Source organism: Seonamhaeicola marinus (assembly GCF_008085455.1).
Window position 1 is genome coordinate 1 of sequence record NZ_VSDQ01000004.1, and the last position, 343, is coordinate 343.

1 protein-coding gene and 1 pseudogene are annotated in these 343 nt (G+C 33.8%); both read left to right on the forward strand.

What is annotated here, in order from left to right:
* A partial coding sequence (locus tag FUA24_RS24865) for a hypothetical protein (RefSeq protein WP_187388110.1) occupies nt 1–136 on the forward strand: 136 nt, incomplete at its 5' end.
* Nucleotides 137–139: 3 nt separating this feature from the next.
* Nucleotides 140–343: pseudogene (locus FUA24_RS00020) on the forward strand (MFS transporter); the annotation flags it as partial.

Consider the following 343-nt stretch of genomic DNA (forward strand, 5'->3'; position numbering starts at 1 on the left):
TATTGGGTTTGGTATGGGCAAAAAGTATGAACTTATTAAAGATAAAAAACCTTTTAAGGCCGTATACTCTATTGATGAAAATGAATGGCAAGGTAATGTATCACTACAACTTAAATTGAGAGATATTAAAGCGTAACAAATGGCTAGAACAGATCCGTATGCGGCACTTCGTATAAAAGAATTCAACATTTTTTTGCTCATGCGCCTTTTACTGGTTTTTGGGTGGTCTATGCAATTTATTGTTATAGAATGGGAAGTGTATAGCCTAACCAAAGATCCTTTAAGTTTAGGTATTATTGGTTTAATGGAAATTATACCAGCATTTACCATGGCCTTGTTTGCA